Source organism: Gelidibacter algens (genome assembly GCF_001678675.1).
Classification (GTDB): Bacteria; Bacteroidota; Bacteroidia; order Flavobacteriales; family Flavobacteriaceae; genus Gelidibacter; species Gelidibacter algens.
On the sequence record NZ_LZRN01000013.1, the window covers coordinates 1 to 23,036 of the forward strand.

Annotated in this window: 25 protein-coding genes and 4 pseudogenes; 11 read left to right on the plus strand and 18 right to left on the minus strand. The window is 37.0% G+C overall.

Going from position 1 to position 23,036, the window contains the following annotated elements; translation table 11 throughout:
• The 3 genes and pseudogenes from A9996_RS08110 to A9996_RS08115 all read left to right on the plus strand — a co-directional run.
• On the plus strand, positions 1 to 551 hold a 551-nt coding region (locus tag A9996_RS08110; protein WP_157487197.1), incomplete at its 5' end, for a DNA-processing protein DprA.
• Between the two features lie 357 nt (positions 552 to 908).
• Positions 909 to 1,082, plus strand: a pseudogene (locus A9996_RS21040) (ATP-binding protein); the annotation flags it as partial.
• Between the two features lie 180 nt (positions 1,083 to 1,262).
• Positions 1,263 to 1,610, plus strand: coding sequence for a hypothetical protein (locus A9996_RS08115; protein WP_066433056.1), 348 nt, complete (start codon positions 1,263 to 1,265; stop codon positions 1,608 to 1,610).
• A gap of 373 nt (positions 1,611 to 1,983) precedes the next feature.
• Here A9996_RS08115 and A9996_RS08120 read toward each other — a convergent pair whose 3' ends face one another.
• Both A9996_RS08120 and A9996_RS08125 read right to left on the minus strand, forming a co-directional pair.
• The gene (locus A9996_RS08120; protein WP_066433058.1) at positions 1,984 to 3,261 is read right to left on the minus strand and encodes a type II toxin-antitoxin system HipA family toxin; all 1,278 of its coding nucleotides are present in this window, start codon (positions 3,259 to 3,261) and stop codon (positions 1,984 to 1,986) included.
• Positions 3,254 to 3,580, minus strand: a complete 327-nt coding sequence (locus tag A9996_RS08125; RefSeq protein ID WP_066433060.1) for a helix-turn-helix domain-containing protein — start codon at positions 3,578 to 3,580, stop codon at positions 3,254 to 3,256. The genes A9996_RS08120 and A9996_RS08125 overlap by 8 nt, the downstream gene beginning before the upstream one ends.
• A 462-nt stretch (positions 3,581 to 4,042) precedes the next feature.
• On the opposite strand from A9996_RS08125, the gene A9996_RS20520 reads away from it, so the two are divergent.
• The gene (locus A9996_RS20520; protein WP_245905322.1) at positions 4,043 to 4,237 is read left to right on the plus strand and encodes an exo-beta-N-acetylmuramidase NamZ domain-containing protein; all 195 of its coding nucleotides are present in this window, start codon (positions 4,043 to 4,045) and stop codon (positions 4,235 to 4,237) included.
• Here A9996_RS20520 and A9996_RS20525 read toward each other — a convergent pair.
• Positions 4,181 to 4,342, minus strand: coding sequence for a hypothetical protein (locus A9996_RS20525; RefSeq protein ID WP_245905329.1), 162 nt, complete (start codon positions 4,340 to 4,342; stop codon positions 4,181 to 4,183). The genes A9996_RS20520 and A9996_RS20525 overlap by 57 nt on opposite strands.
• A gap of 756 nt (positions 4,343 to 5,098) precedes the next feature.
• Here A9996_RS20525 and A9996_RS08135 point away from each other — a divergent pair.
• The 6 genes and pseudogenes from A9996_RS08135 (at position 5,099) to A9996_RS08155 (ending at position 9,554) form a co-directional block, all read left to right on the plus strand.
• Positions 5,099 to 5,443 (plus strand): single-stranded DNA-binding protein, encoded by a 345-nt coding sequence (locus A9996_RS08135; RefSeq protein WP_066433064.1) that lies wholly within the window; start codon positions 5,099 to 5,101, stop codon positions 5,441 to 5,443.
• A 78-nt stretch (positions 5,444 to 5,521) separates the two neighbouring features.
• Positions 5,522 to 5,902, plus strand: a complete 381-nt coding sequence (locus A9996_RS08140) for a DUF6876 family protein (RefSeq protein ID WP_066433065.1) — start codon at positions 5,522 to 5,524, stop codon at positions 5,900 to 5,902.
• An 11-nt stretch (positions 5,903 to 5,913) separates the two neighbouring features.
• A pseudogene (locus A9996_RS19605) lies at positions 5,914 to 6,111 on the plus strand (hypothetical protein).
• A 428-nt stretch (positions 6,112 to 6,539) separates the two neighbouring features.
• Positions 6,540 to 6,920: a BfmA/BtgA family mobilization protein gene (locus A9996_RS08145; protein ID WP_066433066.1), complete on the plus strand. Its 381-nt coding sequence runs from the start codon at positions 6,540 to 6,542 to the stop codon at positions 6,918 to 6,920.
• A gap of 11 nt (positions 6,921 to 6,931) precedes the next feature.
• A complete protein-coding gene (gene mobB, locus A9996_RS08150) occupies positions 6,932 to 7,963 on the plus strand; it encodes a MobB family relaxase (protein WP_066433068.1) in 1,032 nt (343 codons plus the stop codon).
• A 10-nt stretch (positions 7,964 to 7,973) separates the two neighbouring features.
• Positions 7,974 to 9,554, plus strand: coding sequence for a type IV secretory system conjugative DNA transfer family protein (locus A9996_RS08155; protein ID WP_066433071.1), 1,581 nt, complete (start codon positions 7,974 to 7,976; stop codon positions 9,552 to 9,554).
• A gap of 92 nt (positions 9,555 to 9,646) precedes the next feature.
• Here the strand turns inward: A9996_RS08155 and A9996_RS08160 are convergent, their stop codons facing one another.
• The 11 genes from A9996_RS08160 to A9996_RS08210 all read right to left on the minus strand — a co-directional run bounded on the left by A9996_RS08160 (position 9,647) and on the right by A9996_RS08210 (position 18,825).
• Positions 9,647 to 10,510 (minus strand): nucleotidyl transferase AbiEii/AbiGii toxin family protein, encoded by an 864-nt coding sequence (locus tag A9996_RS08160; RefSeq protein WP_066433072.1) that lies wholly within the window; start codon positions 10,508 to 10,510, stop codon positions 9,647 to 9,649.
• Positions 10,507 to 11,145, minus strand: coding sequence for a type IV toxin-antitoxin system AbiEi family antitoxin domain-containing protein (locus tag A9996_RS08165; RefSeq protein ID WP_066433075.1), 639 nt, complete (start codon positions 11,143 to 11,145; stop codon positions 10,507 to 10,509). Before A9996_RS08165 ends, A9996_RS08160 begins: the two co-directional genes overlap by 4 nt.
• Before the next feature lie 435 nt (positions 11,146 to 11,580).
• Positions 11,581 to 11,946 carry a nuclear transport factor 2 family protein gene (locus A9996_RS08170; protein ID WP_066433077.1) on the minus strand — a complete coding sequence of 122 codons (366 nt, stop codon included), beginning with the start codon at positions 11,944 to 11,946 and terminating at the stop codon, positions 11,581 to 11,583.
• 7 nt (positions 11,947 to 11,953) lie between these two features.
• Positions 11,954 to 12,787, minus strand: coding sequence for a DUF4138 domain-containing protein (locus A9996_RS08175; protein ID WP_066433079.1), 834 nt, complete (start codon positions 12,785 to 12,787; stop codon positions 11,954 to 11,956).
• A 29-nt stretch (positions 12,788 to 12,816) separates the two neighbouring features.
• A complete protein-coding gene (traM, locus tag A9996_RS08180) occupies positions 12,817 to 13,662 on the minus strand; it encodes a conjugative transposon protein TraM (protein WP_428838883.1) in 846 nt (281 codons plus the stop codon).
• 75 nt (positions 13,663 to 13,737) lie between these two features.
• The gene (locus A9996_RS19860) at positions 13,738 to 14,352 is read right to left on the minus strand and encodes a conjugal transfer protein TraK (RefSeq protein ID WP_157487199.1); all 615 of its coding nucleotides are present in this window, start codon (positions 14,350 to 14,352) and stop codon (positions 13,738 to 13,740) included.
• Positions 14,353 to 14,362: 10 nt separating this feature from the next.
• A complete protein-coding gene (locus tag A9996_RS08190) occupies positions 14,363 to 15,205 on the minus strand; it encodes a hypothetical protein (RefSeq protein WP_066433081.1) in 843 nt (280 codons plus the stop codon).
• A gap of 2 nt (positions 15,206 to 15,207) precedes the next feature.
• Positions 15,208 to 15,828, minus strand: a complete 621-nt coding sequence (locus A9996_RS08195; protein ID WP_111625936.1) for a conjugal transfer protein — start codon at positions 15,826 to 15,828, stop codon at positions 15,208 to 15,210.
• A 4-nt stretch (positions 15,829 to 15,832) separates the two neighbouring features.
• Positions 15,833 to 18,235, minus strand: a complete 2,403-nt coding sequence (locus tag A9996_RS08200; protein ID WP_066433083.1) for a TraG family conjugative transposon ATPase — start codon at positions 18,233 to 18,235, stop codon at positions 15,833 to 15,835.
• Positions 18,222 to 18,506, minus strand: a complete 285-nt coding sequence (locus A9996_RS08205; protein WP_066433084.1) for a hypothetical protein — start codon at positions 18,504 to 18,506, stop codon at positions 18,222 to 18,224. Before A9996_RS08205 ends, A9996_RS08200 begins: the two co-directional genes overlap by 14 nt.
• 31 nt (positions 18,507 to 18,537) lie before the next feature.
• Entirely contained in the window at positions 18,538 to 18,825 is a 288-nt protein-coding gene (locus A9996_RS08210) for a hypothetical protein (RefSeq protein WP_066433187.1), read from the minus strand.
• Between the two features lie 188 nt (positions 18,826 to 19,013).
• Between A9996_RS08210 and A9996_RS08215 the strand changes: the two genes are divergently transcribed.
• Positions 19,014 to 19,655, plus strand: a complete 642-nt coding sequence (locus tag A9996_RS08215) for an N-acetylmuramoyl-L-alanine amidase family protein (RefSeq protein ID WP_066433086.1) — start codon at positions 19,014 to 19,016, stop codon at positions 19,653 to 19,655.
• 96 nt (positions 19,656 to 19,751) lie between these two features.
• On the opposite strand, the gene A9996_RS08220 is transcribed toward A9996_RS08215, so the two are convergent.
• The 4 genes and pseudogenes from A9996_RS08220 to A9996_RS21045 form a co-directional block, all read right to left on the minus strand.
• Positions 19,752 to 20,414 (minus strand): P-loop NTPase family protein, encoded by a 663-nt coding sequence (locus A9996_RS08220; RefSeq protein WP_066433088.1) that lies wholly within the window; start codon positions 20,412 to 20,414, stop codon positions 19,752 to 19,754.
• Positions 20,398 to 21,224 (minus strand): annotated as a pseudogene (locus A9996_RS08225) (hypothetical protein). The gene A9996_RS08220 and the pseudogene A9996_RS08225 overlap by 17 nt, the downstream one beginning before the upstream one ends.
• Before the next feature lie 3 nt (positions 21,225 to 21,227).
• Positions 21,228 to 21,512 carry a helix-turn-helix domain-containing protein gene (locus A9996_RS08230; protein ID WP_066433189.1) on the minus strand — a complete coding sequence of 95 codons (285 nt, stop codon included), beginning with the start codon at positions 21,510 to 21,512 and terminating at the stop codon, positions 21,228 to 21,230.
• Positions 21,513 to 21,821: 309 nt separating this feature from the next.
• Positions 21,822 to 22,657, minus strand: a pseudogene (locus A9996_RS21045) (RteC domain-containing protein).
• Positions 22,658 to 23,036: the final 379 nt, after the last annotated feature.

Sequence of the window (23,036 nt, forward strand, 5' to 3'; positions counted from 1 at the left end):
ATTTCTCAAAAGAATGGTCAATTTGCAATGGGTTAGTAGATGGGATAGATAAATATACTATTCAAAACCATGAATCTGTTTTTTCTAATATAACTGGTGTAATTTCAGGAGGTTTGAATTACTCTAAGACATCGTCAAAAATCACAAAAGAACTTGCTGAAAAAGTATTGAATAATAATGGGTTGTTAATATCTGAAAACTCGCCAAATAAAAGTGAAGATCAATTTTCGGGAAGTAAAGCAAGCAGGATACATGCAGGATTATCAAAAGGAATTATATTAATTCAAAGCAGTAGTTCAGGAGGATCAAAATATACAATTAAGGCATTTTCAGAGTTAAATAGACCATTAGGAGTTATTAATTTTAAGGGTAATAAAACTTTTGAGAATGATGAGTTGTTTTCCGGAAACAGAATGCTTATAAATAAGGGGGTTGATGCCATAGCTGAAATGTGTGAAATTAAAAATATGAAAAGTATAAGGGTTGATAATATAGTATCTATAAGTAGCAAGAGTGATTATATTTTATTTGAGAAGGCTTTAGTGAATTAAATAAAAGGGACTTGAGTTTATTCAAACCAAGGTTGAGGCTTCGGTTCGATTTGTGCCAGTGATTTCGGTTCAAACTGTGCCACTTTTACCTGTGCGGTAAAAGCCTGTAGAGGTTCGATTTGTGTCACATTTCGATCATGCTCACTGTACCGACTTTGAAAGATCAAGTATTAATTATCTTATCGCTTAAAAGCATGCGATATGGCCAACACACTTGATCCAATGAACTAAAACCAAATCATTTCCCTACATAATGATGGGTTTAGCAACCGTAAAATAGGTGCTTAGGGATATCTCGTAATACTGTAAACAATTATATGCGCCTGTTCAAGCCAGTAACCGTTCTTTATATGAACTGGAACCTATTTAAAAGAACTGGCAAAGCTCCTAAAGGCAGATCTGCTTATCATGGATGACTCTGGCCTACAGGCCTTTGACAGCTATTAGAGAGAATCACTTATGGACATAATCGATGACCGTTACAAGAGGTCTTCCATCATCCTCTTGTCCCAGATCCCCATCTCAGCCTGGTAGGATATCATAATTTTAAATAACGGCTCATAATGCTCGTCAATCTCGTACTAGAATTGGTTCTTTATACCAAATTTTAACACTCCTCTTATTTAGATAAAATAATTCAAGGAATATGCAATAAAGGCTTTATGCGTTTAATATTATCTAGAAATCACTCAATAATAAAAATGTTTTTTCATGTTGACTAAGATCGATTCCTCATTGGACATTATTACAAAAAGTTTAACTGTAGCAGTTTTACAGCGCAAACCTGAAGTGTTTTGGTTTCACTTATCAATACGTAAGAATGTTAAAACTACCTTTCCAAATAAATATAAGTTTTATGAATTCTTCAGGGAAATGCTTTGTAGTTCTTATGTAAATTCGAAAGGCCATTTACATTTAGTTATTGAGAATCCTAGTTGGGAAACTGAAGGTTATATGCATTATAATTTTTATGATGCAGTTCATAAACATCCCCGATTTTATATTAAAATCAAAGAATTAGAAGATAATGTGCTCTGTTTTGATATGATGCCGTTCTAGGATTTCCAACTTATCATATTAAAGGAAAAACTCTATTAAAATAAACATTTGTCATTAGCACGTTCTAAGAAGTGCTCTACTAAAACCGAGCGAAGTAGAATAATTTGTAAGCATGCAACTAATAAACGCTCTAATCATCGCATAAATAGCAACAATTACTTCAAGGGGTCTATTAAGAATAGGGAGTTCGAGCATGTCCCTGCTCAAGCTATTCACGAGTTATAAAATTTCAGGTCTAAAACCATGGTATAGCGACGAAGAGCGTTGTTTTAGTATTCGGTCATAAACACTAATTCTAAATTAAAGTTTCAAAAATGGATCGCTAAAGGAACGCCCTGCTAATTGCAGGGTATCCAAATACAGGTTTTCCAATTTAGTCGCGATTCGTCTTAAACGCCAGCGATTTTAACTCCTGTTCAAGTCGAGATATGCCATATTTAGTAGCCACATCTTTCCAATGCCCAACAGCATTCCAAACTTCGTCTATAATTTCATTTGCTCTTTCTTCACTTAATCTAAAAAACACAGCAACTTCCAAAGCAAGATCTAAGTCTAAAGAATTATCTACATCAGAGATGTTAAGTTTTAATCCTGTGCCAGTTTCCACGGGGTTAATGTCATATGCAGGAGATAATATCCATCCATAATTAGTTAATATAAAGCCATGATTCCTAAGGTGATCGTCGGTGTTGGTGACACAAATACTAAATACAATTCTTCGCCAAAGTTGTTCCAAGTCCTGTTCCACATTGGCTCCATTATTCTGAATAAATTCAACCAATTCTAAATAACTGGCACCATCTACATGGTCCTGACCATCGGTATAGCCTAACATAGTCATAGCAGAAGCAAAATGGATGCGCTGTCCATCAGTTCCACGATCAAAACGCTTAGTGAGAAAAGTGTAATAATTAGAAGAAAACTTTTGTGCCTTAGATTCTGCCATGCTAATCCCTGCCATCAGCGCTAACTCGTAGGTTACAATTTCCCAGCCTCCAATATCCCCTTGGTCATTCCTGCTAGGGAATTTCGCAATCCACAATCCACCATCGGTATCGGTTATACTAGCTTTAGGTCTTGCTCCACCCAAGGAAGTTCCTGGGGCAATGAGCATGCTTAACCATCTTAAATACTCAGGATCATCCAAAACATCTTCATCCTCGAGCCTTAAACTTATTTGCTCAAGTTCTCTAAGAGAGGTCCACGGTGGACTGGCCATCGTCTCATTATCGTTTAAAAATGGACCAGCTTCTTCCAGTTTAAACCGCAAGGCACCCATTCTATGGCCATCAAAAACTCCCAGTAAATAATCAGTTTCAAATAACTTATGCTCTTCTCTGGCCTCAACTCTAGCAAGAGCAGCTTCTCTTCTGCGCATCAAAATACGACCCCAACGGTCCGGTGAGGAATCTAAAAATAGTCCAAAATTATCTTGTACCTCATTTAAGTAATGGAGTCCAGAATACAACTGTAAATTTGGATCTAACAATTGTGCAGGGCCATTGCGTAACCAGTCATCATCATACTCGAAAGAAAACACCTCTTTTCCCTTTAACCGATTAGAACTTAAGGTTCCCATGAATAAAGGGAGTTCCATACCTAACCAATGCGCATAAACCTGTATCGATTTTTTAGTGTTCCGCTTAGCCATTCTTGTCGTTTCGTTTAGCCGCCCTTTCATTTACAAGGATACCAGCATCTTGTAACTTTCGGCCTAATGTATCATCTTTTGCCACAATAAGGAAGTCTTTTTCCAATCCTAGCACTTGTAAAACGGATAAATAGGACCCCATACTTACGCTTGGTTTCCCTTTTTCGATGGATACCAAAGTAGGTCTACTAATATTGGCACGTTCCGCCACTTGTTCAGAACTTAATTTTCTCCTCAAGCGTGCGAGCTTAATATTCTCTCCCATTTCATCGATAATTCTTCTGGTTTTTGGTAATAATACTATTTTTACTTTTGCCATAACATTAAATATGATTTACAAATATACGTTTTTTTGTAAACTATATTTATCATTGTAATGATTATTCTAAACCATAAATTCCAGTCTCTACAAATTATTATCTATAAGAAGGCAACCTTATATGGCATCCTCAACATAAACACTGGCAGCTGAACATTGACATCCGAGAAATGACTTACGCTGCGGTGGCCGTAAATAACTTTTTACCTTTATTTTATGGGGTTGATAATATCTGATTCCACACGCCAATTTAACATTGTACAGTCTCAGATTATGAAATCAAGAGTAATAATAATGTTAGGGATGTTAATTTGCGCACCTACATCAATGCCTAATAGAGATACCCCACAAAATCAAACGATAAGGGCTGGTGCAGAGCAAATTCACTTATATTTTCCTTTATTACAAAATAAGAGGGTTGCAATTTCGGCAAATCAAACGTCCATTATTGGCGAATCATAATTGGTTGACCGTTTAAATCAACTGGGTGTTAACATTGTCAAAGTCTTTGGTCAAGAACATGGTTTTAGGGGCGATGCAAGCGCCGGCGCAAAAGTAAGTGACACAATAGATCTGGTCACTGGTATTCCAATCATCTCTTTATACGGCAAAAAAAAATGCCAAGTAAGTAAGGTCTTCAAGATGTGGATATTCTAATTTATGATTTGCGGGATGTGGGTGTTTGTTGAAGGCTTTCATAATCCACTCAGCCCATTGCCACTGCATTCCGCGAAAAGCTCCATTACGGGCAAAGCGCTTCATTAAAAAATCTTGGACCCAACTCCAAAGTTTACGATTTCCATTCCACTTGTCCGCTTATTCCCGAAAAAAGTCGGGAAGCGGTCAAACTCCATTCCAATCTCCAACTTTGAAGTCACTTCCGCTTAACCCCGGCTAAACGAGAACATTTCGTTTTCATAACACGGGAAGCACATTCCCCTGCATTCCGCGAAAAGCTCCATTCCGGGAAAAGAGCTTCCCTAAAAAAGTCTTGGACACAATCCCCAATTTTTAGCTTTCCATTCCGTTAACCCTTCCCGCTACACCGGGAAGGAACACTTCATTCCCTATCTAAAATTGGAAATAGCGTCCGCCAAACTGGAATTCAAATTATAATTTGGCACCACTTCCTATGTTTTTGTACTTCACATTAGCCTTTAGATTTTCATCCGCACCCTCGTCGTCCCTCCCTTTTTTTTGAAAGCAAAATACCAACATTTGGAACTTGAACGGACTGCATAAACCGTTTCGCTGCGCTTCTCTATTTATAAGTCCTCATCAATTCCAAATATTGAAACTGTATCAGCAACAAAAAAAGGTAATAACGAGGGCGCTATGGGAAGTAAATCTAAAATGAATCTTATGAAATCTTACAAAAACATCAAGAAGGAAGCAGCAACCAAAAAAAAAAGGGAAAACACTCAAGATATAATAAGTAAATCACTTACAAAAAAACAGAAAAGTAAACCGTTTGAATAGTTCAGATGGCAATTTTAATTAATTCTTAAATATTTTATTATGAGCACTTTAAAAAATCACGTACAGTTAATTGGAAACGTTGGACAGGAGCCAACCTTTACGAACCTTGAAAGCGGTAAAAAAGTAGCGCGCTTTTCATTGGCAACAAACGAATATTACAAGGATGCCAAAGGCGAAAAAACACAGACTACAGATTGGCACACCGTGGTAGCTTGGGGAAAGACGGCTGAAATTATCGAAAATTATGTAGATAAGGGCAAAGAAATAGGCGTTACTGGGAAACTACGAACTCGAACCTATACGACCGATGATGGCAGTCAGCGCTATGTGACCGAAATCGAGGCAAGGGAGATCCTTTTGCTTGGAACAAAAAATGATCACTAACTATTAAAAGTTAAGAGGGCGTTCTCATGGAAAGTAGCGCCCTCTTATTCATTATTCACACTTTAAAATACATGCACAATGAAATCACAAGTTAATAAAATCAAAGAAGGATTGCAACATTTTCACGGAACGGAGATGTTCTACCAGATCCCATTATTAAGAACACGTTTTACGGACGGACTAAAATATCTTGCTAATGTAGCGGATTGCTTTTGGCTCATTACGGACACTTCCGTCATTGCAAAAAGCCTGATTCCCCGTAGTGAATTTATAACCATAGACTTTAAAAGATTGTCCAAGGAAAAACAGGAGGTCACAGGTTATGAAGCTGAAATTATCTACACCGATGGCAACGATAATATTTTAGAAAAACAGGGCTATCCTGCCACCGATTTTCCACTGGATGAACTGCGGTTATTCTTTGTAAATGATACGCTGATGCTACCTAGCGAATATTAAAATATAAGGTCATGGTATATCTCAATTTTACGGACCTGAGCGAAGAAGCTCAAAACCGACTTTTAGAACTTTCTAAAAAAGATGTGGAACGAAAATTTGGCGACGATATTCGCAAATACGTAAGATAAAATTACACCAATTTTGAAACGAGGATAGAGGAAGAAGCATTACCAAATCTGTATTCCTATACCTTTAAATTCAATATCTGATTTTTAAAAAATAATGATCAAGCACCTCTAAATATTCAGAGGTGTTTTTGTGTTTAATTAATTTCATTTCAATAAAAAAATGTATCTTTATTTCACTGAAATTCAGTACCTATAATTTTATATGGTTATCCATTATTTACTTTCGCCGATAACCATACCCATCTAAAAACAACAAATTGGAAATTTATTTCCGAAAAATGGCAATTGGCTTTTTAGCCAGATTGTACGAAATTTTGTCCCGCTAGGCGGGACGAAAAGGAGTAGCAAGAGGATAACACGCTGCGCGATGTTAAGCACTCGTTTTGATTTTTAAGCCACTGATAATCAGCGACTTGAAATAATTGTAATTTCTTGACTCTCAACGATTTGCGACAAACGCCATGTGAGAGACCATTTTTAGGTTAGAATTTGCGACAAATCGGCGAATTATGGACTCATTTATTGGAATTAGATTCAAAAAGGAAACAGCAAAACGTTTTCAGGAATTTTCAAGAACGCACTTCAAATCACATACCGAAGCCATGGCAACCATGCTCGATTTCTTCTTCTATAATGAGATCTCGCCAAAGGAGAAATTTGGCCCGACGGGACGAACCATGGAAGCTAATTTGATGAAACGGATGAATGCCATTATTGCCATTCAGCGCGATATTGAAAAGACCCAAACCAAACCGACCGTGGCCATGTTGGAATCGCTATTTAAAACTGAAGGATCCACCACGACACCTTTGATCCTGGAGAAAAAATTTAGTGAGAATAACAGAGCCATCGGTTTTGAAGAGAAACGAAATACGACTAACGAACCCTAAAATCTGGAACTATGTATATCACAATTACACCCCAAAAATTAGGAGGCACATACTCACAAAGTTCAGCGGATTTTGTAGGGTATCTGGAGAAAGAAAATCAAGGTCTGGAACAAGAAGACATGGAATATTTTTTCAATCAGTATAGCGATGAGATTTCAGCTAAGGATGTCATAAAGGAGATTGATGAAAATACAGCGAAGCTCAAAAAGATCGAACCGAAATTCTATTCCATTACTGTCAGCCCTTCCAAATACGAACTGAATAGATTACAGAACTCAAGTGAAGAATTGAAACGGTACACCCGTGAGCTGATGAAAGATTATGTATCATCCTTTAATCGTGAAATTAATGGACGTCCAATAGGTATCGATGACATAAAATATTATGCAAAAATCGAGCATCAAAGAACCTATAAAGGAACTGACTTCCAGATAAAGGAAAATCAACCCTACGCTTCTAAAATACTACAGCTCAAAACGGATATCCGAAAAATTGAAAACGGGACAATGACTGGAAATAAGGATGAAAAAGAAAAGGAAATTGCAAAATTGGAAAGGGAAGCCCCGCACCAACAGGATGGCAAACGTATCGTTCAAGGGATGGCCAAGTCAGGTAACCAAAGTCACATTCACATTATTGTAAGTCGCAAGGATGCGTCCAACACAGTTAGTCTTTCGCCAGGGAGTAAATATAAAGCGTCAGAAACCGAGATGCATGGAAAGACCGTCAAACGTGGTTTTGATCGGGATAGTTTTTTTGAGAAGGCAGAAAAAACCTTCGATAAGAATTTTGGTTACCATCGAAACTTCGCGGAGACCTATCAAGCGAGAAAGGATTTTATCAAGAATCCAAAGATCTATTTTGCTGCGCTGATGAAATTGCCCACCAATGAAAAAGCATTAGCGTTTAAAATGATGGGCAAAGCTGGTGTGCCGATGATGCCTAGCATTCCTGTTACGCAAGGACAATTGGCAATGAAAATATTTAAAGGACTGCGACGTGGTGTGGAAGTCGCCATTAAATCAAGCTCCATCGGCATCTAATTTTAGAACTATGCATCTGGATAATTTATTTTCGACCTTTTTCATTATTGGTTTGACCAGTAGTGTTTTCTATGGCATGTATCGCATAAGCAAATATGCCTTTATTATCAATCTTCTAATCCTTGGTGCTTTTGCCTTTTTTCTTAAAGAAGAAATCCAACTCGTATTATTAGCACTTTATTTAATTTGTCCTCTAATTTTAGTTAACGTAGTGATGTATGTGTTCTTGCATAAAACAGACGTTTCAGTAAATGGAAACCTTGAATATCAAGTCAATTTTGACACGGATAAGGGAAAATTCAAACTCGACAACATTAAACGAGGAGCATCAGTTATCGGTTCTGCAGGAAGTGGCAAAACTGAGAGCGTGGTCTACGGTTTTCTGAAACACTTCCGGAAAGAGGGTTTTTGCGGTATCATTCACGATTATAAGGATTTTGAATTGACGGAAATGGCGTATCCTCTTTTTAAGACTGGCAATATTCCATTTAAGATCATTTCATTCGATAAAATCATTCATAGGGTTAATCCTATTGCGCCACGTTACCTGGAGAACGAGGAGAGCGTCAATGAGGTTTCGCGGGTACTGATTGAAAACCTTTTGGAACAAAGGGAATCCGGTACGACTGGTACTACCAAATTTTTCAATGATGCTGCGGAAGGACTGATAGGCGGGTTGATCTGGAAATTAAAAACGGACTATCCTAAATTCTGCACGCTGCCTCATTTAATTGCCGTATATCAATACCTAAATACCGAAAGTCTTATCAAGTTTTTGGAAACCAATACCACATCAAGAGCTATGGCAGATGCCTTTATCAGTGGCAAGGATTCCGAACGGCAGACGGCAGGTGTCAAAAGCACCTTGGCCAATGCTCTAAAACGAATTAGTACACAGCGCATTTTTATGGCATTATCAGCAGATGAAGTGGCATTGAATATCAATAGTGAAGATAATCCGGCGATCATTTCCATAGTAAATAATCCAAAATTTGAAACCTCCTATTCGCCTGTTATAGCAACGATCATTCACACGATAACCAAACAAATGAGCGTTCGAAATAGCAAACCTTCATTTCTTTTGATGGAAGAAGCGCCGACCATTCGCTTATTGAATATGCACCGTATTCCTGCGACATTGCGGAGTTATAACATCTCAACGGTCTATGTGATGCAGGACAAGATCCAGAATGATATGATGTATGGCGACAAGGGAAGTAAGGCAATTTTGAGCAACCTTTCTTATCAGTTTTTTGGAAAGGTCAACGATCCTGACACTGCCAAATATTATGAACGTTTCTTTGAGATCATTAAAGATCCAACCAAGAGTGTGAGTCGTGGTTATAATCTTGATTTTGATACGCGTGTGACTACTGGAGAAAAGGAGATTCCGAAAATAAGGGCTGATGTTTTCTTTAGATTGAAGCAAGGAGAGTTTATAACCTATGCGGATGGGAAGGAGAAAAGGGTGCAGTTTAAGTTGCCGAGGATACAGCGAGAGTTGCCAACAGATACTAAAGCGTTTTCCAAAGCCGAATTAGAAGTTAATTTTGAGCGGATTTATGGGGAGGCGAGATCCCTTTTTGGATAGCAATACTGGATGGATGACTGACAAAATTTGCCAGAATATATCCACCGAAAGTTAGGGCATTGCTGGGGCAATTCTTAAATGTTGGTCTTTCACTAAGGCGAAGTATTCTCAAATTTAATTTTTTCTATTAAATCTGCGAAATATTCGGGACTCCAAATATTTAAGACAGCATCGTTTGGGATGAACTTAACAACATCTTCTTTAATACCGCTAAAGGAAACCGATTTGATCTTGGCGTCCAATAGCCCTATGATCTGTTCGTTAGTAATGCTATCGTCTAGCCAGTCATTAGTGTCTTTTGCTCTGGTTAAGAAATGATTTACATCCAACGGGATTCCCTTTTTGATGTACCATTCCAGGTCATACCAATCCCTTCCTTTGACCCTGTTCAGCCATTTTCTAAATAGCAGGGCATGCATTTTGCCCGCAAACAAACTTGGTTTGGTAAAGCATTTCACATAAAAGGAAAATGGACGGAGCACTAATTTTTCTTCGGTTTTGAAATTTAATGGAGGCTGTCGGTCAACTTCTATTTTTATCTTCAAGGTCTTGTTGGAGCGCACCCCGGTTTCTTTGATGATATCTTCGAGCACAATTTCCTGCCAAATTGTTTCGGCTTTCAGAAATGCAGAATCAATAGCCGTCTGTCTTGTTTTTTTCTTCTCCCTAATGCTAACTGTCAGTCCCAATGACTTAAATTCATCTATAACGGCGTTGAAATAGGGCTCAATTGAAAAATCTGGATCAGCTTTGAGTAATGAAAAATCCAAATCTTCTGAATATCTATCCAGTCCATAAAAAATCCGGAGAGCAGTTCCTCCATAGAAAGCTGCTTTCTCAAAAAAATCAGTTCTTGATAGGCCTGCCAAAGTGATTTCTTGCATTATTTCCCGTAACGCAGATAATATTTCCTCTTCATTTTGAGGTTTATATTCCGCGATCCATTCTTTTATCATAATTTTATCAGCGTTTTAATAAGCATTTCCAGACTACTTTTTTTAGGGGCATGTTCAATCCATAATTCCATGACATTCGTATCTAAAGTGCTTAATGATTCACTGTCCATACGAAGATCTGCCATTAAAAAATCTTCCGTTTGTTTTGTGGTTCTAAGATAGATTTTTGGTGTTAGCACAACTTTGTCACACAAAGCTTTTTCAGGAGAGGCAATCAACATTGTTTGCTTCGGTGAATGTTCTATGTTTTTTATTCCATAAGAATAATAGGGGGTCTTTAATTGCTTGTAACTAAACCGTCCAACAGGAGTTTTATATAACTTTGAAGTTTTTATGGTCACTGAACTTATTTCATAAACTTTTTCCGGTATCATGTTCCAATAGGACAATGCGGATTCCAATGACACATAGCTCGGTCCTCTCAGGTGGTTCGCTATTAGAAAGGGTTCCGGTGCTGGCAAGTCTAATCTAGGTCCGGTCATGTATAGCCCTCTTCTAATGGAAATAAGTTCCTTGCTTTTAAGTAGCTCACTAATTTTATCGTTTGGCCGCTGATAATCACTTAGTAGATCTAAGATCAAATGTCTGGATATAGGCGTTTCAGCATATTCCCTTATCATGTTTCTAAAATCCATAGTGTAATTATTGTGAGTGATAATCGGATTACTTCCGATTTACTAATGTAAATATAGCAGTTAAATGTGAAAAAACAAACACATAATCGGATATATTCCGATTATGTATTTAGATTATTACAATTATTTTATAGTCGGTTATTTTAAATACCTTCAATATTTTCACATGAGAGTATGTTTTACAAAAGTTGCTAGGTTAAAGGCAATCTGATTATAGTCTTTGAAATATCCAATTTTATTTTAATAATGGAAATTGGGAATTAAAGATTTGTAGATGATGTTATTTTGATCAGTCTTTGCGATACATAATTTTTAATGTTCATTATTTTATGCTGTTCAGTGACAATGAACCTTCAGATATAATGAACATATTGAAGTATTTAATTTTATATTTGAGAATTCGATGATTGGAATATTGGGGAAATCTTGTTAAACCTAAAAAGGTCCCTTATCCCTAGGTCCATTATGAGTAACTTTCCATTGCCCATCTTCCTGCACCAATTTAAAAACGCCAGGTTTTGGATCGTAAACTGTGGAATATTTTATCCAGGCCACGTGGCCATCAGTTAATTCATCGATAATCATAAAATGGGACTCTGACTTTTTATCCTGAGCGAACATGTCCTGAATGCTAACAAGATTCGCATAACCTTCAGATGTAGTATATTTTTTAAGGGTTGATTTATCTCCATGATAAAAGCTTTCTACAACTGTTTTAGCGGTTTCTGAAGGAGAAAGCTTCATGTTACCAGAGCAGGAAACAAATATGAGAGCGAGTGAACAAATGAGAATCCTTTTCATAATATTATTAATTTGGGTTATTGATATGTTTATGTGATATTTTGAGTTCTAGGTTTCTTTCGCCATCATTTTCATTCAATTCCAGAATAATCCTGCGGTCATTGGATATTGAAAATTTGGGCAGAACATATACAAAGCGTACCGTTTCATTTTCTCTGACTTTTGTTGGAAGTTTGTGAATGAAAATAGGTTCTTGATACAAACGTTGCAATGATTTCCTTTTTCCTTTTTGCCGTGTTTCAATTGAGAATTTCAAAAAATTTAAATCGTAATCCAAAGTAGAATTATTTTCAATTTGGATAACGAAGTAGAGTTCTTCTTTATCAAAAACAATATTCTCAACACTTAAAACAATACTTTCTGTTTGATTCTTAATCCGCCCGATGCGCTGTTTTCTATCAAGAAGATATCTACAGAATTTTTCATAATAATAGGTTCCATAATCAACACTGCTTTCAAGGGTTTCAACAGGAATTGAATCCTTTACTTTTGGCTTTTCATTCCCTATACTACTAGAGACTGGAATGAAGTAATTGAGATTAGAAAGCTTCTCTTTATAGCTTACAATATACGAAAAAACAGATCCATTTATATTGATTACTAGAAGATTACTTTCTTTCCCGGGTTTTGCCTGGAGCAACCCAAAATACTGTTCTTTTTCTCGATTGTAAGTGAATATAAAATTCTCTGAGCCAGTTATTCCTTGTCGAATAGGTTCAGGAAAAAATAGTGCAACGTTTTTGGTGTCATTGGCATAAAGAGTGTCCAGAACTTGTGCTGAGCAAAGTTGTGGTACAAACGTGCAAATCAGAATAGCTGAAATAATCATATAATTTTTCATAAGAGTAAGATTTTAAAGATCTAATAGGCCTATGGCCTTGGTTTTAGAATTAATTTGTAATTATTAAGTACAATTACTTTTACACTTCGATTGTTGCGTTTTAGAACCTTTGTAATTCCATTGACTTGCGGTACCGATGGTATGTTGATATCTCCAATGATATCATCCAGAACTTCATTGGTTGCTTCAGCTCGGAAATTATTTTCAACATAAATGCCTTCACTGCCATCTTGTAAATCGACAGCTTTGAGCTTTGTGGGATGATGGTCGATATTCTCAATGTTAATTAAAGCGCGATTGGGCTGAAAGCTGATGAATCCGAAGACAAGCGTATTCTTTGGCATCAGTCTATTGTTGATTGTTGCTGCTTTAGTGAGACGCATTCTTAATCGCGTCTTGGCCTTTACAATCTGATCCCCATCAACAACGACGTAAATGCTCTCGTCGGTATGGCCGTGTGTGGCACTATCATTTGGCTTTGGCGAAGCAGCGAAAAACAATTGGTGTTCCAGCCCCAGTTCTTTAGCTTGAATTTTTTGTTCAGTCTTGATTTCGGTGGAATCAATCTGTTTTTTATCCATTCGAGTCACTTTTTCTTTTCCAAAATTTTGATATCGTTTTTCGGAGTATTGGATTTTGCCTGAGTTGTAAATACTATCTACAATGCGCTCTTTTTCACGTTGTGGCAAATCAGGATCGTAAAAGCCTAAAGAATCAATCAGTTTTTCATTATAGATGCTAGGTGCGTTGGTTTCCCGTACCTCATTAAGGTCATTGATGGCATCCAATTTTGAATCATATTGCTTTTGGTTTTCTTGTAAATCTGGGATCGAGGTTTGCTTAAGGTTCTTACTTTCACTTTTATCATCTCCCATGATCATGAGTGAATAGGAAATAAGGAAAATGAAAATCACTGCTAATACTGTTGCAAAGACTATTTTATTTTTTTCTTATTTTCTATTTTGAATTTTTTTTAAGGTGTTTTCGAAGTAATCGGTAATCAATAATCCGTGTGGATTGTTCGGGAAGTTCCGGTCAACCATTATCAATTTCCCTGTGGAGACCAATTCATAGGTGTCGGTTATGACGCCTCTGTTGATTTCAAAAATGGTGGTGGTCGTGAAACTATACGTTCCATCAGCTTCATTTAAATTGGAGTCAATACTGAGTACTTTTTGAACCAATGAGTATTGTAATAATCGATTATAGACGCCATCCGCTTTTTTCTGACGGTAGAGGTTATCAACAGAACTATTGCCTAGCCACAGGGCTTTCTTTAAGTTCCGTTCATAGTTGCTAGCATCAATGTTATAGAAGTAATTGTGGAACTGTTCTAAATGCGCCAATGCTTCTACCGCGAAATTCTCCTTTTGGGAAACGAGCTTCAGCGGAATGATGCTGCCATCGGTGTTGATGGCAAACGCACTATTGAGAGCATTTTTGTTGGTGGTAAAGGCCATCCAAAGCGAAAAGGTGCTGGATAACAAAGTACACACGATAACGGTTAAAACTATGAGCCTGTTTAACTTTAATACGCTATATATATTTCTATAAGGAGTTTTCATATGTGTTAGTTTAGCTATTAAATAATCTGAGCGTGAATGATGTGGCACGACTGTATAATTTAAATTTCAGAAATACTATAAAGAAAACAGAGCCTAACTGTACTACAGGAGCAAAAAAGCCTTGGCCTGCATCAGTACCAAACAGATTTGGCCAAAAATTGGTATTGATTTCGGTATAGATGGCGTTGATAAATATGTTGACCAAAAAAAACGCTGGCACCAGCATATAAACCGCCGCATATAACTTGAAAAATGAATAAGCAAGTGATCGGAATTTTTCAAATACGGCCAAGCTTATGACCAATGGGAAAAACGCTTGCATAATTCCAAGAAGAAAATAGCGTTCGGCTAAAAACAGCGGGTAAATAAATAAGTCCAATATCCATAGAAAGAGACTGATTATAAAAGCCAATATCTTGAAACCATAAAGTGGCGTTATTAATGCTTCATAAAGTAAAGACATTGCATTTTTTGCGGCATCAAAAAGATTTATGTCTTCTTCTATTGGAAGATCCTGCATCTGTAAGGGCAGTAGAGCAGGAGCGGTGGCACGATATTGCCCTTCAATTGCGACCAGGATACCATCAAAGAATCCCAATACTTGAGTTGAAAATATTACTAACAGAACTATTGCAAAATTTTTAGCAAGTTCACTTGGGGTCAATCCCCAGGTATAGCCGTCTTTATCGGCAACACCTTCATTATATTTTTTGAGGATATTGACCAGAAAGAATAGTACAGCAAGCGTTTTCATCCCTGCAATTGTGTATTGCGAGAAGCTACTGTTTTGTATCGTTTGGAAAACCGTATCGATATATTCCAATCCTATTCCTAAAATGATAATTGCGGTCATCTCTAAAATTCGGTTTCACGGTTATTGATTTTATCCTGCATTTTTCTAAACGAAATGATATCCTTGTAGCGTTTTGTTTTGGTAATAATATTGGATACCATCTCCCTAGATTCGAGCTCTTTTTCTTTTAGAATTTCAGCACGTTCGCCATCGCTCATTTTTAAATAGTCGCTCGACAGAATCTCATCTATAAAATCCAATGTATCCAAAGAGTTTTCAACGATCGCAGTGAATGATTGTGACACCCTTGACACTTCATCAGGTTTTATGTATGGACTATTAAGGATTTCCCTCAGATCATTCTGCATTACTTCAAGAAGGCGTCGATTGTTCCTTCCAATTTCACGAACTGCTTTTAATTGCTTTACCACATCGTTGACCTTTTCAATATTTTCTTTCTGGTTTTTCAGGAATTCGACGGTCTTGATAATGTTTGCAGTCTGCTTCCCAGATTCTATCAGTTGTTTTACCAAGCTAATAAAATTGGTGTTGTCATATGTGGGCATCCCTTGGGCTTTACCGCTCAGGCTGAACAGAAGCGTCATTCCTAGTATTAGGATTTTTATTTTACTCACGGACTTCGTCTTGGTAAAATTTTTCTGAATTTTCATTGCGTTTTTCATAGTATTAGGATTTAGAAGTGAATTCCTTTATAGCCAATTCCATATTATTGGTCTTTTCATAAATGGCCATTATGGCCGCGTTTTCCTGTCCGTCGGTTAGATAGGCGGCATAAACCTCCTTAGGAACTTCGAGCCTGAAAATGTTGCTTTCCTTTCCAATCTTGATGAACATCTCGGTATACTTCCTTGGGCCGGAAAGATTGTTCTTGATGGATTTTAATTGGTTCAGATCATGGCTGGATAGGTTGAGCCTTTTAACAAGTTCAGCATAGCCCTTTTCATTGTTCAGACTATAAATGACCTGTGTGTTTTCAAGAATGCTCGCAGAGGTAGAATTATTTGGAAGCTGATTTATGGATTGGAGAATAATACCAATGGCACCGTTTTGTTTACGTATGGCTTGATAATAGAACTCTACACTTTCCAGAACATTTTCGAACTTTAATTGTTTGGCAAACTCATCAAATAGGATGATACCTTTTTCAGCACGATTTTTCCATATCGTTCGTTGGATCGCTGATTTGATCAGCTTCAACATTACGGAAAGAATTTCCTTATTATCCTTGACTTCATCGAGTTCAAAAACAATTAAACGTTTATCCTCGATTTTATAGGTTTGGTCTTCGCTGACTTCAAAAAGAAAACTATATAGACCATCGCCAACGTATTCAGACATGACGTGCAAAAAGCTTGTGACGTTGAAATAGTCAGGATGGATTTTAAGGGTGTCCAAAATATCTTCTTGATTCCTTTCTATAAAATTGTAGAAACCCTCCAAAGAATGGTTTTCCGGAGTTGTATCATAATAATGGCGCAAGATCTTTTTGACTGAAACCGATTGTGCCTTTGTCACTTTTAGGTCCGATGTCAACAATTCAAAAAGAAACACTGATAAATCCTCAAGACGATCCGGTGTCAAATCATTTGCAGCGCTGATATAAAATGGATTTATGCCCAAATTTTTTCCACTCTCATAACGCAGTACGGTATACTGTTCAGGATAGAGTTTCGCGAATTTGGTGTAGGAGCCACCGAGGTCAATGATGACCAAACGAACGCCACTTTCAAAATATTGACGTAGAATATTATTGGCCAGAAATGATTTGCCCTCGCCTGTTGGAGCGAAGATGGCAAAGTTTCGTGCTTTGATGCGTTTCTTGTCATCGTCCCAAACATCTTTTAAAACAGGAATATTATATTCACGGTCGTTAAAGATGATTCCTGTTGTATCCGATTTGTAATTGGTGTTATTGATAAACAGACAGAGTGCGTGTTTTAAATCGGTTACGTATAGATCGTTGTTCGAGAAATTGGAGGAGAAACAGCAATAACTATTCAGGATATAGTTCTTGCGTTCTTCGCCTCGTGGATAATATGGAATGATGTCCAACTCTTTGAACTCTGTTTTAATCTTTGAGGTTATTCTATCCAGATCTTTGGCTTCCTTCGCCCAATACACAATATTGAGATGGCCACGGATGATCCGCGAGCTATCATCAGCATTGATCTGGTCAAGGATGTGTCGTATTTTTCCAAGAACCACCTTGTTCTGTGAACCAAAATTTGAACTTTTGTTCAGTTCCTCAATTTTCTTATCGAGCAGCTTGCGCCATTTTTGTTTGTCATCCAAATACAAGATTTGGTTAACGATATGATTCTCATTAAGCGTAAGCCCTATACCATCAATAAACCCTTGATGAAACACGAAATCGTCAGAAGTGAATCTCTCATTGGTCTTGCTACTCTGTACACTTTCGCCAAAGCACAGTTCGCTATTGATGGCCAGGGCATCAAAATGGTTTTCGCCAATAGTGACGCTTTTCTTATCCAGTAATATGTCGGTATCGAAACCTTCATTGAAGCCATTGAAATAGCCACTTGTTAGCTGTAAAATCTCTTCCGGTATAAGAGGAAGGAACGTCATTTTTCGGCTATTGTTTATAAAGGAAACGGAGTCGCTTACAGAGTTGGCAAAACTTTTTATGTTGTCATCCAATTCCTTTACAATTCCCTTCGATATTTTTCGGAAGGGATTGACATATTTTGGATTATTGAGGGTTTTGTTTTTGTTCAGTATAAAGAATAGATAACATCTGTGTTCAATATGGCCACGACCTTTGAAATGGTCGTGTGTGGCTTTTTCCAAAAACGTTGTATTCGGAAGTTTTTCTGATGAATAAGATTTCTTGAGGTAGACATCCTGTTTGTGAACCACCGTGCCAACTGGTAATGATTTTAGAGCCTGGAACCAAGCCCCGTGTATATCCTCAAAGTCCTTTTCAGAAAGTGAATAGATTTCTGGTAGATCTCCCTCATAACATAGGACTACGTTACCATTGTTGGCAAAAACGGTATTGTCCTGAATATCTGCAATAGGTTGATATGCCGAAAGGTTAATCTTTTCCATAATCGAAGCCTGAATTTCTTTTGTTACTGATGATGCTAGGGAAGGACTTGGCTATCTGAAATAGTTGTGGATTGTTCGTAATCCGAATCAAGCCAATGTAAAGGGCTGCATTAAAAATTAAGATGCTTATAATCAGCGCGAAGCTAAATGAGAAGATGATGACCAATAACGAACCAAGTATGGCAACCATCATTAGCGCAAACAGGGATATGGGCAGTCCAAAAATAACTGCCCGTTTTCTGATGTTTTTATAGACCTCGAATTTTTTCATACAGCTTGGTATTTAAATCCCTCTTAGAGAGTTAGACCACGATTCCGATGAGATAAGTGAAGATTCCCACGACTGCACCCGCAATCAAAACGAATATGAGAACCCTTGTGATCCCTTTTTTCATATCTGCGTTTTCTCCAAAGAAGTGTCCTGCATTAAACAGAAAACCTACAAGGAAAATAACACCAAGGATGATTGGGAAAATAGTTCTGATAGTATCAGAAACGTCACTAACGGAATCTTCGATGCCACCGATTTGAGCAAAAAGCGAAGTGGATAACAGTGACACAAATGTTGCTAAATAAAGTGATTTTTTCATAACGGAAAGTTTAGATTTTTGATTCATTTTCGTTATTGGAAATTTACATATATTTGTTTATAAAACATTGAAAATCAAATATTTGTGAAAAAAATAATGTTTGATTTTGTTTGAATTAATTTGTTATTATTTGACATCAAAATCTATGAGATTTTGAAGTAGAGTTGTCGATAACTTGAAAATTGGAAATGGAAAAAGCACTCAAAAACGTCAGTTTTGTCTTTTTGCTTCTAAAAATGTGTTTCATTTTTGGACAAGAAACGACAACCCAAAAACGAATTGTAATTGATGTTGGACACGGTGGAAAAGATTCTGGTGCGATCGGAATAAATGACATTAAAGAAAAAGATGTTGTACTAGATATCGCTCTTGAAATTTTGAAGCTAAACGAAAATTCAGAAATGCCACTTGATATCTATTTGACAAGATATAGCGATACATTTATTTCCTTACCACACAGAACGCAGCTGGCCAAAGCTTTGAAAACGGATGTCTTTATTTCCTTGCACTGTAATCATTCAAACAATCCAAACGCAAGAGGGATTGAGGTTTATGTAGCCAACAGGACTTCACAGAATTCCGATCATTCCACCTGGTTGGCCTATCAATTTCAAGCGCAATTCAAAAAGCAATTGGGTTTTGATAGTAGGGGAGTAAAGTTCTCAAATTTTCAGGTGTTGCGAGAAACAATTGAAAGCAATTCTTCGATTCTATTGGAATTGGGGTTTTTGAGTAATTGGGATGAGAGTGGCTATTTTTCAAACCTTCAAAATATCCAGTTAACTGCGAGAACCATTTTAAAAACTATAAAAAAAACAGTAAGGCCATGAAAGAAATATTTATAGAATTAACTAGGAATTTGAAGGAAATCACAGCGCAATTTTTTTCTGAGGTCATTGAATTGTTCAGATCTTTCCGACATTGAATTATTTTCTCTTGTCTCCAGCAGACTCATCAAAATCAATGATATTAAATAATTTTCGCATTCGGCTGCGAACACGATGGCCATAGTGTTCTTCCAATTCGTCAGCATCAAGATTTGTAGTCGCATGGGTCTTAATCCGTTGTTTTGACTGGATGAAAAGCTCATATCGGGAGAGCAGAACTTCGCCCATCACATTGAGGTCCTTGCCATAGAATCTTCCCATAGGCTCAATGCCAAGATCATCAAAGCAAAATGATTTTGTATTTCCGTAATCCTCGACCGTTTTAAAACCAAGATGGTTAAAGCTGAAGATTACATTTCTGCAGGGAATGATGTCGTAGGGCCGATTGGTTGGGATAATGTGTCGCAACAATGTCATCAATGTCGTTTTGCCGCAGCCTACAGGACCGGAAAGAAGAATTCCCTTCCTTGGATCAATATCATATTTTTGACAATTTTTCTGGTCTTTGATAAAATAATAGCAAAGTTTATGGATGATATCTTTGTCTTCATCGTAGATTCTGAATTGGTCGCCAAAGAGAAGCTTGCCCTTGGCATTTAAATAAATCGAAATTTTGTCAAAGTCATAGAGAACTCTGTTGCCATCAAAGTCGCCAAGCGAATATTCAATGTCATCTTCGATAATTTTAGAGGGGTTTTCCATAATTTTTAGATTTAGTGGTACGCAAGTTGTCCTTGATTTGGGACAGTTGATTTTTGTTTGGATTGTTTGCTTCGGAATATAGTGCTGATCTATCCATCCAGTTTGCAGCCATGGCACGCCAATCGCGAATGGCTTTTCCGTCGCTAGTTTTCCAATGTCTGGACTCATAATACTCGAAGAATTTTTTTCCTTCATCAGCATTAAAACTTTTTTCTAAAAAAAATTAATAACCACCTGCCAGCCCTTTGGTTGTTTTATAATGTTTACTTGTTTGGTATTGTTTATATTAGATCCCATTTTAAGTCCTGTGGTGGGACTGTAGTGTCCCATTGTTGGTCCATTCGTGGGACTGTAGTGTCCCAAGGAGGTATCGCTTTTGGGACTGTATGTTTCCATTGTGGGACTGTATCTTTCCATTTTGGGACTGTAGTGTCCCATAGAAGGTTCAATTTTGGGATTGTACTGTTCCGCAACCTGTTCCAATATGGGACTGTATTGTTCCACAGCAGTTTCTTCGTCCGTCCCGAAAATAAACATCTTAATTTTGCTTCCCTTGTAAGGGCTTTTTGAAGGGACATAGGACAAATATTCCCAGCAGTCCAGATCTTTCATGCACCTGTGGTAAGTTGATTTTGAGCCAATTTTAGAGGCTGTCATCAACTCCTTTCGACTCACTGTGAACTCATCCGTAAACCGGCTGCTGTTCCAATCCAGAAAAAGGGCCATATACAGACTGATGTGGTTGGGGTTTAAGCGGGCATCACAAAAGAACTTTTCAAATGCAGCATTGAGTAGCTTGATGTAGTTCATGGCCTAAGATTTTAGAGTGTGCTGAACACGGTTATTGGTCAAGATCTCTTGGATTTCCTCGGCGTCGTAGTAAATGATTCCGCCAACCTTGGTATAGGGTAGGATGCCATTGATGCGAAGATTTTGCAATGTGCCTGGACTTACTTGGAGCAGGTCCATTACCTCGGTGGATTTGAGGTATCTTTTCAAGTTCCCCTTAGATTGTTTGGTTAAGAGGTTTTTGATGTCTTCGAGCAGTTCCATTTTGAAATCTCGAAGATCGTCGGTGGTAATAATACTTGTCGGCATAATAACATGGTTTTTGTAGAAAGGGACTATCGCATTGATGTCAATCATTTTGATAGCCCCTGACTTGATTTGACTTTCGTTCTACAAATTTGAAAGGTATTATTGGATTTTATTCCCCATCTCGACCGTAGTACGGTTAAAATTTAACATTTTGAAATTTGATGTGTTTTGTGTCACATTGATGTCTGTTTTTTCAGATTATGACATCAAATGAATAGAAATAAAATGGAAATTAGCGTAAAAAGATGATGACCGTAGGTTAACCGTACTACGGTCTTTTTAAGATTATAAAATATTGATGAAATAGAATTATTCCTCGCTTTTAATTATTTCGGATAACAAGCTTTTAGTAAGCTCATCTAGAAATAAAGTTCTACTATTCTTTCGATTTTTAATGTCCTGATAAGTTTTGTAGATATCTTTGGGTGTGAAGTCAAAAACTTCTTGCATAATTTTGGAAATTCTACTAATACTTAAGCTTTTTTGTTTTGCAAGTCCTGCGGAATGAAACGCATAAGCAAGCTCAACCCAGTCTGTGTTTGTAAATGGCCAATTCAACTTTTCGGGATTGTCAATTGATGTTTCAGTGGCGACCACACGGAATTCTAAATCATGTAGGCGTTGTTCGAGATATAATACTAATTCACTATAGGCTTTAAATTTGCCTAAAAGAATATCCCTAGGTGTAGAGAAATCAGGGTCTTGAAAATAAAATTTAGAAGTAGCTATTCGGTAAGAATCCATAAATTCCCGAGTGTAGTATTCCTTATCAAAATGGGTGTGTTCTGAATCAGTGTAATGAGTAAAGTCCAAATTATAAATAAAAAAACGGTTAACTTTTTGTATTTTTTTCTGATAAATTTACGCTGACAGTCTTTGTCAGCTTTTGGGAATTGAATCTCAAAGGAACGTATTTCAGAAAAATAAATAAGATGCCTTAATGGAATTTGTTTTAGCTTTTTGAAAAAGTAAATTTCATCAGAGTCGCATTCGAAGCCATTGGTCACAATTTCTTTTTTTAATTCTCCTAAAAGATTTGTACATACAGCGATTGAACGGTTTGATCGTTGCACCATTGACTTTGAAGTTTCTTTAATTTCTGATAGCTGCTGTTCTAAATTTTGTGTTAGTAAATGTAATTTCATATTAGATCCCTTTACAGTGTTAGCAACTGTATTGATAGAGTTTATGTGACGTATTACATAGACTATGTAATGGACAATCTATGAACAGTTAGTTTTATGAAATAACAAAAAGCATGCCTCATTTTAATAACACATTGATTTTTAAGTATTTGAGGGGGTTAAAAATATGTTTTGATGTTGATATTTTGAACCTTATTTTTTGCGCCTCTAGAGGTTTGTAATGTTTATATACAAGTATCGAGTTAGATAGGTTTTGGATTTCTTAAAGCCGAAAGACTAAAGAAAAAAAATTCATATGGAATGGGTATGAAATAAGATCAAGTAAGAATTTTTCCTTAAGCATGATAGAAGTAACCGTTTTCTAATATGGCAATTTTTG